Origin of the sequence: Cedecea neteri NBRC 105707 = ATCC 33855 (assembly GCF_001571265.1) — a bacterium.
Classification (GTDB): Bacteria; Pseudomonadota; Gammaproteobacteria; order Enterobacterales; family Enterobacteriaceae; genus Cedecea; species Cedecea neteri.
Map to the genome: position 1 here is coordinate 1 of NZ_BCTL01000030.1, position 12074 is coordinate 12074.

12 protein-coding genes are annotated in these 12074 nt (G+C 56.2%); 3 read left to right on the plus strand and 9 right to left on the minus strand.

Annotation, left to right across the window (positions count from 1 at the left end):
* Positions 1 to 19: 19 nt before the first annotated feature.
* From CNE01S_RS13350 to kdpF, 9 genes are all read right to left on the minus strand, one after another.
* On the minus strand, positions 20 to 277 hold the full coding sequence (locus CNE01S_RS13350) for an Orn/Lys/Arg decarboxylase N-terminal domain-containing protein (RefSeq protein ID WP_061276711.1): 258 nt from the start codon (positions 275 to 277) through the stop codon (positions 20 to 22).
* 278 nt (positions 278 to 555) lie between these two features.
* A complete protein-coding gene (gene speFL / locus CNE01S_RS25265; RefSeq protein ID WP_115586272.1) occupies positions 556 to 660 on the minus strand; it encodes a leader peptide SpeFL in 105 nt (34 codons plus the stop codon).
* Between the two features lie 247 nt (positions 661 to 907).
* The gene (locus CNE01S_RS13355; RefSeq protein ID WP_039291206.1) at positions 908 to 1336 is read right to left on the minus strand and encodes an EamA family transporter; all 429 of its coding nucleotides are present in this window, start codon (positions 1334 to 1336) and stop codon (positions 908 to 910) included.
* Between the two features lie 36 nt (positions 1337 to 1372).
* Positions 1373 to 2050, minus strand: a complete 678-nt coding sequence (gene kdpE, locus CNE01S_RS13360; RefSeq protein WP_061276713.1) for a two-component system response regulator KdpE — start codon at positions 2048 to 2050, stop codon at positions 1373 to 1375.
* A complete protein-coding gene (kdpD, locus tag CNE01S_RS13365; RefSeq protein ID WP_008456121.1) occupies positions 2047 to 4734 on the minus strand; it encodes a two-component system sensor histidine kinase KdpD in 2688 nt (895 codons plus the stop codon). Before kdpD ends, kdpE begins: the two co-directional genes overlap by 4 nt.
* A gap of 12 nt (positions 4735 to 4746) precedes the next feature.
* Positions 4747 to 5322 carry a potassium-transporting ATPase subunit KdpC gene (gene kdpC / locus CNE01S_RS13370; RefSeq protein ID WP_061276715.1) on the minus strand — a complete coding sequence of 192 codons (576 nt, stop codon included), beginning with the start codon at positions 5320 to 5322 and terminating at the stop codon, positions 4747 to 4749.
* A gap of 12 nt (positions 5323 to 5334) precedes the next feature.
* The gene (kdpB, locus tag CNE01S_RS13375; RefSeq protein ID WP_061276717.1) at positions 5335 to 7383 is read right to left on the minus strand and encodes a potassium-transporting ATPase subunit KdpB; all 2049 of its coding nucleotides are present in this window, start codon (positions 7381 to 7383) and stop codon (positions 5335 to 5337) included.
* Positions 7384 to 7396: 13 nt separating this feature from the next.
* Positions 7397 to 9082 (minus strand): potassium-transporting ATPase subunit KdpA, encoded by a 1686-nt coding sequence (kdpA, locus tag CNE01S_RS13380; protein WP_061276718.1) that lies wholly within the window; start codon positions 9080 to 9082, stop codon positions 7397 to 7399.
* The gene (kdpF, locus tag CNE01S_RS25005) at positions 9082 to 9171 is read right to left on the minus strand and encodes a K(+)-transporting ATPase subunit F (RefSeq protein WP_008456132.1); all 90 of its coding nucleotides are present in this window, start codon (positions 9169 to 9171) and stop codon (positions 9082 to 9084) included. Before kdpF ends, kdpA begins: the two co-directional genes overlap by 1 nt.
* Before the next feature lie 313 nt (positions 9172 to 9484).
* On the opposite strand from kdpF, the gene CNE01S_RS13390 reads away from it, so the two are divergent.
* From CNE01S_RS13390 to CNE01S_RS13400, 3 genes are all read left to right on the plus strand, one after another.
* Positions 9485 to 9691 carry a YbfA family protein gene (locus CNE01S_RS13390; RefSeq protein WP_061276720.1) on the plus strand — a complete coding sequence of 69 codons (207 nt, stop codon included), beginning with the start codon at positions 9485 to 9487 and terminating at the stop codon, positions 9689 to 9691.
* Between the two features lie 208 nt (positions 9692 to 9899).
* Positions 9900 to 11309 carry a deoxyribodipyrimidine photo-lyase gene (gene phrB / locus CNE01S_RS13395; protein WP_061276722.1) on the plus strand — a complete coding sequence of 470 codons (1410 nt, stop codon included), beginning with the start codon at positions 9900 to 9902 and terminating at the stop codon, positions 11307 to 11309.
* Positions 11310 to 11324: 15 nt separating this feature from the next.
* Positions 11325 to 12068: a type 2 GTP cyclohydrolase I gene (locus CNE01S_RS13400; RefSeq protein WP_061276852.1), complete on the plus strand. Its 744-nt coding sequence runs from the start codon at positions 11325 to 11327 to the stop codon at positions 12066 to 12068.
* Positions 12069 to 12074 lie beyond the last annotated feature (6 nt).

Sequence of the window (12074 nt, forward strand, 5' to 3'; positions counted from 1 at the left end):
GCCAATTAAAGCTTTCCTCTTATTTGAAGCCGACTCCGATCAGTGCAGAAATGATTCCCCCCCCACAGATCATTTCATTTTCGTTAATCGCAACAAACACCGGCAGGCCAAACCCTGTCTGCTCTATCTGCTCCATGATGCCGCTGTACAGATCGGGCACGGACAGCACGGCGGCGGCCACGTCGATGAAATCGGTGGTCAATAAATTGGTGATTTCTCTCTCGGTAGCAAAGCAGTCAGGGCAATTACGGTTGAGTGCGATTTTTAAAGATTGCATAATATAACCTTTATTTCAGATAAAGTTGTTCTGCAACTGCTAAAAAACTCAGCAGCTGTTGGTGGCTGGAAAATGGCATTAGCATGCCGCTGACTTAATAATAATCGTCAGTGGGTCAGACCATTTTTCTTTGAACAATAAAATCCCGACGGCCCAGCAGCCGCGAATAAAAAGATTTTATTTTGTTGCCGACGAAATTAGACACAGGTTATCTGTCGCCAAAAATTAATCAGGTGACGGAAGTAATAAGGCTAATTCAATGTCGGCTATCTGAAAGGTTAGAGAGCGTTAAAGAAGTGGAAGTCGAAACAGCTGCGGTGGGAAACCATCATAATATGCGTTGTGCGCCTGATATGAGGCATAACCCGGTTATTGTTTTCCATTTGATTTTCCTTTTATGAAAAGGTAGCGCCATTTTATCGGGCAAAAAGCCTTTTACTGTGAGCTTAATCAACAAATTAAAGGTGAAACAGAAATAAAAAATCACTGATTATGCATAACGTAGTGAATACGTTTGCATAAAGAACTATTGGTAGTTTAATTGTTTGTTATATGTTGCTTTTTGAGGGGAGTTGATCTTGTTTCAATAGAGCAGGGAAGGGGGTGCCGCGAGGCACCCGTAGGAAGTATTTAGCCTAAAGCCACCATCAGCGCGCCGCAGGTGATAAGCGCCACGCCTATCCCGGCGATCAGCGACACTTTCTCACCAAACAGAATCACCGCCAGAATCACAGCGAACACCACGCTCAGCTTATCGATAGGGGCGACCTTCGACACTTCACCGCTTTTGATCGCCATAAAATAGAACAGCCAGGACAGCGCCCCGGCCACGCCGCTTAACAAAATAAACAGCAGCGCTTTTTTATCGGCAAACACCGTACTAACAAGATTCAGTTTTCCCTGAACGACGACCACTCCAACTAAAAATAACGCCATGACCACGGCACGAACGGCCGTGGCGGTATTGGCATCCAGATGCTGCAAACCAACCTTGCCAAAAATAGCGACCAGCGCTGCCGTGGCGGCAGACAACAGGGCGTAGACTAACCATGCGCTCATAAAAGACTCCTCCTGAACCGACAAGAGGTTACTCTTTCACAGCATAAAACGGTAGCCGATCCCGGTTTCGGTGAGCAGATGGCGAGGGCGGGCGGGGTCGCTCTCCAGTTTCTGGCGCAGATGGCCCATATAAATCCGCAGATAATGGCTGTGTTCCACGGCATTCGGGCCCCAAACCTGATTCAGGAGCTGGCGCTGTGTCAGGACTTTGCCGTGGTTATTCAGCAGGGTGGCCAGCAGGCGGAACTCAATGGGCGTGAGGTGAATTTCCTCTTCGCAGCGGGTAATGCGGCGGGAGGCGAGGTCGACCCGGATTTCGGAAAACTGATAAACCGGATCGGGCTGAACGATGCTGGCGTGTCGGCGCAGGGCAACACGAAGCCTGGCCTGCAGTTCACCGATGCCAAACGGCTTGCTGAGAAAATCATCCGCGCCGGCATCCAGGGCGGCTATCTTCGCCTGTTCGTCACTCCGGGCTGACAGGACTATGACCGGCGTCTGGCTCCACTGGCGGAAGTCACGAATAAAATCGATGCCGTCGCCGTCCGGCAGGCCAAGATCCAGAATCACCAGATCCGGCTTGCGGGTGGCGGCTTCAATCAGGCCGCGCTGCAGGGTTTCGGCATCAAACACGCGTAACGATTCATCTTCCAGCGCGGTGCGCAGAAAGCGGCGGATCTCTTTTTCATCCTCAATTATCAGAACCGTTGTCACAGCACCTCAATCATTTCAGGGAGTTCGGGGGGAGGCGATAAAGGTAGCACAACGTGGAAGCTGGCACCGCCTTCCGGGCGGTTAAGCGCATAAATTGTGCCGCCGTGGACTTCAACAATCGCCCGGCAGATGGCCAGCCCAAGCCCAACGCCAGGAATAGCTGACTCTTTGTTACCTCGGGCAAATTTATCAAAAATCAGCAGTTCTTTACCAGCGGGAACCCCCGGGCCGCTGTCCCAAACTTCCAGGTCCAGTTTGTCTGCCGTCGATGTAGCTTTAATGCCAATGTTGGCTTTATAACCGGCATATTTCACCGCATTTTCCAGCAGGTTGATCAGCACGCGTTCAAACAGCGGGCCGTCGACTTCAATCAACATCAGCGGGTCAGGCAAATTAAGGGCGATATGGCGGCCGCCGAGGCCCGGCTCAAGCATCTTCAGCGCGCTGCCAACCACTTCTTCAAGCGTCAGCCACTCTTTGCGAAGGTTAAAACCGCCAGACTGAATGCGGGCCATATCCAGCAGATTATTCACCAGCCGGGTGGTGTTCAGCACGTGCTGACGGATTTCGTTGGCCTGCGGGGCATGTTTTGACCCTTCACTGGCGAGATCCAGCGTGAGGATTTCTGCCTGGCCGAACAGCACGGTTAGCGGTGTGCGCAGATCGTGCGAAAGCGCGGCCAGCAGCGAGTTGCGGATTTGCTCCCGCTCGCTGGAAAGCCTGGCCTGTTCTTCGCTGGCGGTGAGCAGCAACCTGTCGAGCGCGGTGGCGACCAGCAAGGTAAAGGTTTCCAGCAGGCGCTGTTGCTCGGGGATCATCAACTGGCGCAGATTCTCAGGCTCAACGACCAGCAGGCCCAGCGTTCTTTCCGTCGTGCTGAGCGGCAGAATACGGTAGGGCACGCCCGGTAGCGTATCCGTCCCGGCACCGGCGGGCTGGCCTTTATCAAAGCTCCAGCGGGCAATGGCCTCATCCCACTGAGCGGGTTCCCCTTCGGCAGCAATGCGGCTTAGTTTGCCATGATCGTCCGGCAGCAGCAGCAGGCTGCGGGCCTGGAAGGTATTATTAATAAACTGCACGCTGGTGGCGGCGACGTCCTGCGGCGTGCGGTCATCGGCCAGCGCTTTAGACATCTCATAAAGATGGCGAGTGCGCTGTTCTCGATAGCGGGCGATGCGTGCCTGATAGCGCACACCGGCGGTCAGATTACCGATCACCAGCCCCACGGTGAGCATCACGCCGAAGGTCAACAGATACTGAACATCCGACACGGCGAGCGTGCCTCGCGGCGCAATAAAGAACAGATCGAAGCTGATAACGTTGATGACTGTCGCAAGGACGGACGGCCAGCGGCCATAAAACAGCGCGACCATCACCACGCCAAGCAGGTAGATCATCACCAGGTTGGCGGCATCAAAGGCCACCAGCCACTGATTGGCGATAAAGGTAATAAACGCACAGAGCACCACTGCCACGGCACAGCCGCGCAGTTGAATGCGCCATTTCTCGCTTAACGTTCTGGTGTCCGGCGCTCTGGTCGGGGAGGGGAGAGGCTTTTCATCCAGCGCAACAATCACCAGATCGAGGTCCGGGGCGCGTTTGGCTAACCGGTCGGCAAAAGAAGTACGGTGCCACCAGCGGCGCGTAGTATGGCGGCCAATAATGATTTTGCCGAGATTGTGTTCGCGGGCGTAACGCAATACCGCTTTTTCTTCATTGGGATCGGCAAGCGTGGCGGTCTCAGCCCCCAGTTCCTGAGCGAGCCGCAGAGCGCTTAAAATTGTCCGTCGCTGATGCTCCGGCAGGCGGTGAAGCTGTGGCGTTTCGACGTAGACGGCGTGCCAGACGCTGCCGAGCTTGGCGGCCAGGCGCGCGGCGGTGCGAACCAGTTTTTCATTGCCGTTGCTATGGCCGATGCACAGCAGGATGGCGTCGCGCGTGTGCCAGACTTTCTCCTGACCCTGGTTATCCCGCCAGGCGCGCATTTGATCGTCTACGCGGTCCGCCGTACGTCGCAATGCCAGCTCGCGCAGGGCGATAAGGTTGCCTTTACGGAAGAAATGCTCGATGGCGCGTTCTGCCTGGCCGGAGATATAAACTTTGCCTTCGTGCAGGCGCTGGCGGAGATCGTCCGGCGGTAGGTCAACCAACACAACTTCGTCGGCGGCGTCGAAAATAGGATCGGGGACGGTTTCGCGCACCTGAATCCCGGTTACGCCGCCTACCACGTCATTCAGGCTCTCCAGATGCTGAACGTTAACGGAGGTGAGGACGTCGATCCCGGCTTCAAGCAGCTCTTCCACGTCCTGCCAGCGTTTGGGGTGACGTGAGCCTGGCGCGTTACTGTGCGCCAGTTCGTCCATCAATATCAGGGCAGGGTTGCGGGCGAGGGCGGCGTCCAGGTCAAACTCCTGAACCAGACGCCCCCGGTGATGAATACGACGAGGGGGCTGAATCGTCAGCCCTTTCAAAAGTTCGGCGGTTTCCTGGCGGCCGTGGGTTTCCACCACGCCCACCAGTACATCGAGGCCCTGCGCCCGCAGGCGCTGCGCCTCCTGAAGCATCGCGTAGGTTTTCCCGACGCCCGCACAGGCGCCGAAGAAGATTTTCAGTTTCCCACGCGGCTGGCGGTTGACTTTCTCCAGCAGCTTATCGGGGTTGGGGCGCAGCGGCTCCTCGGTCATAACGCGTCCTTTTTACTTCGCCTGGAGATGGTCCAGCGCCAGGTTCAGCTTAACGATATTCACTACCGGCATGCCGATAAAATTCACCAGCGGCGTCGTTGTGTTTTCAGCCACCAGACGAGCGATTTGCTCAACCGGCAGGTTTCTGGCTTTAGCCACCCGTGGGATTTGCCACGCGGTAGCCTCAGGAGAAAGCTGCCCGTCCAGGCCGCTGGCGGAGGTGGTGACTAAATCAACGGGAACCGCTGGATTAGCCTCCGGGTTAGCCGCACGCAGCGCGCTAATGCGAGCCTTAACCTCTTTGTCCAGCTCCGGGTTGCTGGCCGCAAGGTTGCTGCCGCCGGATGCCATTGGATTATAGGGGCTATCTGAGGTGGCAGAAGGGCGGCCCTGGAAATATTTTGCGTTAGTAAAGTCCTGACCAATCAGCTCTGAACCGCGAACCTTACCTTCTTCAACGATCAACGAGCCGTTGGCCTGGGCCGGGAACCACCATTGCCCCAGCAGCGTGGCGACGAGGGGATAAACCCCTCCGGTAATCAGCGTCAGGATAATCAGCAGTAATAAAGCGGGGCGTAACGTAGCCATGTTCTTTTCCTCTTAGACCAGACCGAGCACGGTCAGGATCACGTCAATCACTTTGATACCAATAAACGGCACGATGATACCGCCCAGGCCATAGATCCACAGGTTACGGCGCAGCATCGCGGCAGCACTCAGCGGCTTGTAGCTAATGCCTTTTAACGCCAGCGGGATCAGGCAGATGATGATCAGCGCGTTAAAAATGACCGCACTCAGAATGGCCGAAGCAGGGGAGTGCAGGTGCATCACGTTCAGCGCGTTGAGCTGCGGATAAGTCACCGCAAACGCCGCCGGAATAATGGCGAAGTATTTCGCCACGTCGTTAGCGATACTGAAGGTGGTCAGCGACCCGCGCGTCATCAGCATTTGCTTCCCGATGTGGACCACTTCAATCAGCTTGGTTGGGTTAGAGTCCAGGTCAACCATGTTACCGGCTTCTTTCGCCGCCTGAGTCCCCGAGTTCATTGCTACCGCTACGTCTGCCTGCGCCAGGGCAGGGGCGTCGTTGGTGCCGTCGCCCGTCATTGCCACCAGGCGGCCTTCGGCCTGATACTGGCGAATCAGCGCCAGCTTGGCTTCCGGCGTGGCTTCGGAAAGGAAGTCATCGACCCCCGCTTCGGCGGCAATCGCCGCGGCGGTCAGGCGGTTATCCCCGGTGATCATCACCGTTTTGATGCCCATCTGGCGCAGCTGCGCGAAACGCTCTTTGATGCCGCCTTTAACGATGTCTTTCAGCGCAATCACGCCCAGAACGTTAGCCCCTTCGGCAACCACCAGCGGCGTACCGCCCTGGCGAGCCACGCCTTCAACCAGCGTGTCGACCTGGGCCGGGAAGTGGCCGTTGTTCACTTCTACATGGCGGCGGATGGCATCCACAGAACCTTTGCGGATCATGCGATCCTGAATGTTGATGCCGCTCATACGGGTTTGTGCGGTAAACGGCACAAATGTCGCCTGCAGGTTTTGCACGTCGCGTTCGCGCAGGTTAAAGCGCTGTTTTGCCAGCACTACAATGCTGCGGCCTTCCGGGGTTTCATCCGCCAGCGAGGCCAGCTGCGCGGCATCGGCCAGCTCTTTTTCATCCACGCCAGGGGCAGGGAGGAACGCAGAAGCCTGGCGGTTACCGAGCGTGATGGTACCGGTTTTGTCCAGCAGCAGGACGTCGATGTCGCCTGCGGCTTCTACTGCACGGCCGCTGGTGGCAATAACGTTCGCGCCCAGCATGCGGCTCATCCCGGCTACGCCGATGGCGGAAAGCAGGCCGCCGATGGTGGTTGGGATCAGGCAGACCAGCAGGGCCACCAGCACGGTGACGCTTGCCGCCTGGCCGCCATAGGCAGAGAACGGCCACAGGGTAGCGGTCGCCAGCAGCAGCACGATGGTCAGCGCTACCAGCAGGATAGTCAGGGCGATTTCGTTCGGCGTTTTACGACGCTGGGCGCTTTCCACCATGGCAATCATGCGGTCGAGGAAGGTTTCCCCAGGGTTTACGCTGCACTGGATGACCAGCCAGTCGGACAGAATGCGCGTCCCGCCGGTTACCGAGGCAAAGTCGCCGCCGGATTCACGGATAACCGGGGCTGATTCCCCGGTGATGGCGCTTTCATCCACCGACGCGCCACCTTCAAGGACTTCGCCATCGCAAGGGATGATGTCCCCGGCTTCCACCAGCACGATGTCACCTTTACGCAGGTCGGCTGCCGGAACATGGTCAACCTGGGCATCGTGCTGCGGGCTGCGCAGTTTGCGCGCCCAACTGGTTTTTTTCACCCCTTTCAGACTGTTTGCCTGGGCCTTGCTGCGGCCTTCTGCCAGCGCCTCAGCAAAGTTGGCGAACAGTACGGTAAACCACAGCCACAGGCTGATGGCGAGCGTGAAGAGGGCATCCCCCTGCTGTAAGCCGGTGAACATCGCTATCCCGAGTAGGGTAGTGATAATGCTCCCCACCCAGACGATAAACATCACCGGGTTGCGCCACTGCACCTGCGGGGCGAGCTTTTTAAAAGAATCAATTAGCGCCTGACGGATCAGACCAGGTTCAAACAGCGCCTGTTGCTTGCGACTCATGGAAGCCTCGTAATCAGAAATTAACCAGAGAAAGGTGTTCCGCAACCGGGCCTAAAGCGAGGGCGGGGATAAAGGTCAGGGCGCCAACCAGCAGCACTGTCCCAATCAGTAAACCGATAAACAGCGGGCCATGCGTTGGTAATGTACCAATGCTGACGGCCTGGGATTTTTTCGCGGCCAGGGAGCCGGCAATCGCCATCACCGGGATAATCACCCCGAAGCGCCCAATCCACATGCACACGGCCAGCAGCATGTTCCAGAACGGCGTGTTGGTGCTCAGCCCTGCAAATGCGCTGCCGTTGTTGTTTGCGGCGGAAGACACCGCATACAGCACTTCGCTGAAGCCGTGAATCCCTGGGTTTGCCATTCCGCTGCGGCCAGCTTCCGTCATCATCGCCAGCGCGGTGCCAAGCAGCACCAGAGCCGGGGTGATAAGAATAGCCAGCGAGGTCATCTTCATTTCCGGCACGTCGATTTTCTTACCCAGGTATTCCGGAGTGCGTCCAATCATCAGGCCGGCGATAAATACGGCCAGCAGCACGAACAGCAGCATGCCGTACAGGCCAGCGCCTACGCCGCCGAAGACCACTTCGCCAATCTGCATCAGCCACATTGGCACCATACCGCCCAACGCCGTGAAGGAGTCATGCATGGCGTTGACCGCCCCGCAGGATGCGGCGGTAGTAATGACCGCAAACAGGCTGCTGTTCAGAATGCCGAAGCGGCTCTCTTTGCCTTCCATGTTGATGCTGCTGTTCGCGCCCAACTGCATAAAGTGCGGGTTGCCCTGCAGTTCGGCCCACATCACCACCACTACGCAGACCACGAAGATGATGGTCATCGCCCAAAGCAGCGCGCGCCCCTGACGACGGTCACCAACGGCTTCACCAAAGGCAAAGCAGAGTGCGGCCGGAATCAGGAAGATGGAAACCATCTGCACGAAGTTGCTCAGCGCCGTAGGGTTCTCAAATGGGTGAGAGGAGTTGGCGTTGAAGAAGCCCCCACCGTTGGTGCCCAGCATTTTAATGGCTTCCTGAGAAGCGACTGGCCCCATTGGCAGCAGATGCTGAACGCCTTCAAGGGTGGTGTAAGGCTGGTAAGCAGAGAAGTTCTGCAGCGAGCCCTGGCTGATAAAGAACAGCGCCATCACCAGCGAGATCGGCAGCAGGATATACAGCGTAACACGGGTTAAATCGACCCATGCGTTGCCCAGCGTGCTGGTGGAATGGCGAGAGAAACCGCGGATCAGCGCAAAGACCACGGCAATACCGGTTGCGGCGGAAACGAAGTTTTGTACCGTCAGGCCCACCATCTGGCTGAAGTAGCTCAGCGTGGTTTCGCCGCCGTAGGACTGCCAGTTAGTGTTGGAGACAAAACTAACGGCAGTGTTCAGCGCCAGGTGCCAGGAGAGGCCAGGCAGATGCTGAGGGTTAAGTGGCAAACTGTCCTGGAACAGCAGCATCGCAAACAGCAGGATCAGCCCGAAAACGTTAAACGCCAGAATCGCCATCAGATAGCGTTTCCAGCTCATTTCTTCGCCTTTGCTGCCCATCATCGACCACATAAACGGCTCAATGCGGCCCACGATCGGCAGCGGTTCACCGTCGATCAGTCGTGCCAGCACGGCTCCCAGCGGTTTCGCAAGGGCAAAGAGCACCAGCAGGAAGCTGGCGATCAGTAAAAATCCGGACGCAGCCATTAAAACGCCTCCGCTTTAATCAGGGCATAAACCAGGTAACCCAACAGCAAGAAGACCAGCACGATGCCGGTTATGACGCCTGCACTCACAATCCACCTCCAAAGGTGCGTTAAGCATTTCGCGGCAGAATAGGATTTCGGGTGAAAAGATGTCGTAAAAGTCCGGGGGCGGGGTGTAAAAAAAGTATAAAAATGGCAAAAGCCATTAGTTAACTAATGATTAGTATTTATTTAACCATTCTGTAACTTAATTACAGGTAGAAAGATAAGCAGCGCACAAAAAAGTGCAATTATCTGGTCGGAGGAGTAGTAAACTTTCAAACAATGAGATAGTATTTTGACCAGATAACAAGTTTCGATTTTCCGACATGCGGTGTCGGTCACATATTATGAGGAGAAGCCTATGTCTTTATACAAAGAATACCCTGCGCATCAGGTCATCCTGCGTCGCACTTTCGCCGTAGCTGCCGGCGTGCTTGCCCTGCCGGTGATGCTGTTCTGGAAAGATCGCTCGCGTTTTTACAGTTACCTGCACCGCGTGTGGTCAAAAACCAGCGATAAGCCCGTGTGGATGGCACAATCCGAAGCTGGCGCCTTCGACTTTTACTAAAAAGCTGAATCGATTTGACGAAAGCTACCTCCGGGTAGCTTTTTTGTTGCCTGCGTCTTGCTACACTTAGTTAACAACTGAGGCTCGGGCAGGCAGCGATGTCACTTAGTCTGGCATTGGCATTCTTCTGCTGCCCGGAATAACTTCCAATATTGAACCGTCGCCGAAGCGCAAGGGCGGCGGTCAGGCAATTCATTCAGGGAGAGTTATGACCACCCATCTGGTCTGGTTTCGCAACGATCTACGTATTCACGATAACTACGCCTTACATGCCGCCTGCCGTAACCCCGATGCAAAAGTAATCGGTTTATTTGTTGTGACGCCCGAACAGTGGCGGCAGCATGTGATGGCGCCAAAACAGGCTGAATTCATCTTTGAACATTTACGGGCCCTGGGCCAGGCGCTTGCCGCGCGTGGGATTGAACTTCATCTCAGGCAGGTCGCAGATTTTGCCGCGTCGATAGACTGTATAAAAGGATTCTGCACTGAACAAAAAGTCGACGCACTTTTTTACAACTACCAGTATGAAGTCAACGAGCGCGCCCGGGACGCCACGCTGGAAAAAGCGCTTGATGTCGACGTGACCGTACAAGGCTTTGATGACAGCCTGCTGCTGGCACCGGGCAGCGTTACGACCGGCAACCATGAGATGTATAAAGTATTTACCCCGTTCAGCAAGGCGTTTATCCGACGTCTGCAGGAGGGGCTGCCTGAATGCGTGCCTGCACCTAAAGCCCGGGGAGAGTCCCACTTCAATGAACGCTTTGCGTTCGATGCGCCACGTGAAAAATTTGACCACGAGATTTTCCCTGTAGGTGAACAGGAGGCGATCGGTATGCTGCGTAAATTCTGCCAGCAACCGGCTGCCGACTACCCGGAACAGCGAGATTTCCCTGCCGTTGAAGGAACCAGCCGCCTGTCGCCCTATCTGGCAACCGGCGTTTTGTCTCCTCGCCAGTGCCTGCATCGCCTGTTAAAAGAGCAGCCTAAAGCGCTGGAAGGTGAAGCCGGAGCGACCTGGCTCAACGAACTTATCTGGCGCGAGTTTTACCGCCACCTGATGGTTGCTTACCCGAAACTTTGTCGTCATCGCCCGTTTATCGCCTGGACCGATAAGGTTCGCTGGAGCGAGGATGATGCGCAGCTTGAAGCCTGGCAGCAGGGTAAAACCGGCTACCCGATTGTCGATGCGGCGATGCGCCAGCTGAACCAAACAGGCTGGATGCATAACCGCTTACGCATGGTCGTGGCGAGTTTTCTGGTGAAGGATTTGCTGATCGACTGGCGGCAGGGCGAGCGCTATTTTATGTCGCAGCTGATTGACGGCGATCTGGCGGCGAACAACGGCGGCTGGCAGTGGGCGGCTTCCACCGGTACCGACGCTGCACCTTATTTCCGTATTTTTAACCCGACAACCCAGGGCGAGCGCTTCGACGCGGACGGCGACTTTATCCGCCACTGGCTGCCGGAGCTAAAAGCGATTCCCGGCAAGCAAATCCATACGCCGTGGGACTGGGCCGATAAACAAAAGCAAACGCTGGACTACCCGCGCCCGATTGTTGACCATAAGCAGGCCCGACTGAATACGCTTGCGGCCTATGAAGCAGCAAGAAAATAACCGAAGAGAATAATGATGAAAAACAGTGAACTGGAACGCCTGATCAATGAAAAGCTGAACAGCGCGGCTATTAGCGATTACGCCCCCAATGGCCTGCAGGTTGAAGGCCGGGCAGAGATCCGCAAAATTGTTACCGGCGTGACCGCCAGCCAGGCGCTACTGGATGAAGCCGTGCGTCAGCAGGCCGACGCGGTGATTGTGCACCATGGCTATTTCTGGAAAAACGAATCACCGGTCATTCGCGGCATGAAGCGTAATCGCCTTAAGACGCTGCTGGCGAATGACATCAATCTTTACGGCTGGCATTTACCGCTCGATGCCCATCCGCAGTTGGGCAATAACGCCCAGTTGGGTGCGCTGCTGGGCATTGAAACGAAAGGGGAAGTTGAGCCGCTGGTGCCGTGGGGTGAATTCCCGACGCCGCTTTCCGGCGTTGAGCTTGCCTCCTGGATTGAAATGCGTTTAGGCCGCACGCCGCTGTGGTGTGGCGATACTGGCCCGGATCAGATTCGCCGCGTGGCGTGGTGTACCGGCGGCGGGCAGGGCTTTATCGATAGCGCCGCACGTTTTGGCGTGGATGCGTTTATTACCGGCGAGGTTTCTGAGCAGACGATTCATTCGGCCCGCGAGCAGGGGCTGCACTTCTACGCTGCTGGTCACCATGCCACTGAACGCGGCGGTATCCAGGCGCTGAGCGACTGGCTAAACAGCGAAACCGATCTCGACGTTATTTTTATCGATATCCCAAACCCAGCCTGATTCTGG

What these genes read in the sequence shown, in the direction of transcription:
- CNE01S_RS13350 (WP_061276711.1), bottom strand. Translation starts at nt 277, where the DNA reads ATGCAATCTTTAAAAATCGCACTCAACCGTAATTGCCCTGACTGCTTT.
- speFL (WP_115586272.1), bottom strand. Translation starts at nt 660, where the DNA reads ATGGAAAACAATAACCGGGTTATGCCTCATATCAGGCGCACAACGCAT.
- CNE01S_RS13355 (WP_039291206.1), bottom strand. Translation starts at nt 1,336, where the DNA reads ATGAGCGCATGGTTAGTCTACGCCCTGTTGTCTGCCGCCACGGCAGCG.
- kdpD (WP_008456121.1), bottom strand. Translation starts at nt 4,734, where the DNA reads ATGACCGAGGAGCCGCTGCGCCCCAACCCCGATAAGCTGCTGGAGAAA.
- kdpC (WP_061276715.1), bottom strand. Translation starts at nt 5,322, where the DNA reads ATGGCTACGTTACGCCCCGCTTTATTACTGCTGATTATCCTGACGCTG.
- kdpB (WP_061276717.1), bottom strand. Translation starts at nt 7,383, where the DNA reads ATGAGTCGCAAGCAACAGGCGCTGTTTGAACCTGGTCTGATCCGTCAG.
- kdpA (WP_061276718.1), bottom strand. Translation starts at nt 9,082, where the DNA reads ATGGCTGCGTCCGGATTTTTACTGATCGCCAGCTTCCTGCTGGTGCTC.
- CNE01S_RS13390 (WP_061276720.1), top strand. Translation starts at nt 9,485, where the DNA reads ATGTCTTTATACAAAGAATACCCTGCGCATCAGGTCATCCTGCGTCGC.
- phrB (WP_061276722.1), top strand. Translation starts at nt 9,900, where the DNA reads ATGACCACCCATCTGGTCTGGTTTCGCAACGATCTACGTATTCACGAT.
- CNE01S_RS13400 (WP_061276852.1), top strand. Translation starts at nt 11,325, where the DNA reads ATGAAAAACAGTGAACTGGAACGCCTGATCAATGAAAAGCTGAACAGC.